Origin of the sequence: Vibrio sp. 10N.222.49.C9 (assembly GCF_041474985.1) — a bacterium.
Classification (GTDB): Bacteria; Pseudomonadota; Gammaproteobacteria; order Enterobacterales; family Vibrionaceae; genus Vibrio; species Vibrio crassostreae_C.
The window spans coordinates 1-301 of record NZ_JBFRVD010001080.1 but is presented as its reverse complement, the minus strand read 5'-3'; the positions used below and the strand labels follow the sequence as shown (position 1 = coordinate 301).

The 301-nt window shown below is 48.2% G+C and carries 1 protein-coding gene; it reads left to right on the top strand.

Annotated features, from left to right (window positions below):
* The coding region (locus tag AB4585_RS26980; RefSeq protein WP_372171812.1) for a hypothetical protein at positions 1-301 on the top strand (301 nt) is incomplete at both ends.

Here is a 301-nt window from a genome sequence, read left to right as displayed (position 1 = left end):
ACCCTAAAAAAGACAACGTTATAGCGGTAGCTGAAATTGTAATAGGTTCGCTTGCCGCAGTCATAGCCGTTGCTGGTGTAGTTCTCGTCCCCTTAACTGGAGGCGGTAGCGTAGTAGTTGCAGCAGGAGTCGTCACTGCAACGATGGGCACTGTAGTAACTCTTACTGATATAGGATTTGTAATAGCAGATCGAGTGGTTAATCCCGTCTCAATAGCCGGTCTGTATGGGCCTGATGGTTATGATATTGAAGTGGGAGGTGGAGATTTAACGAGTGATGAGGACGCTGCGACTAGTACGCC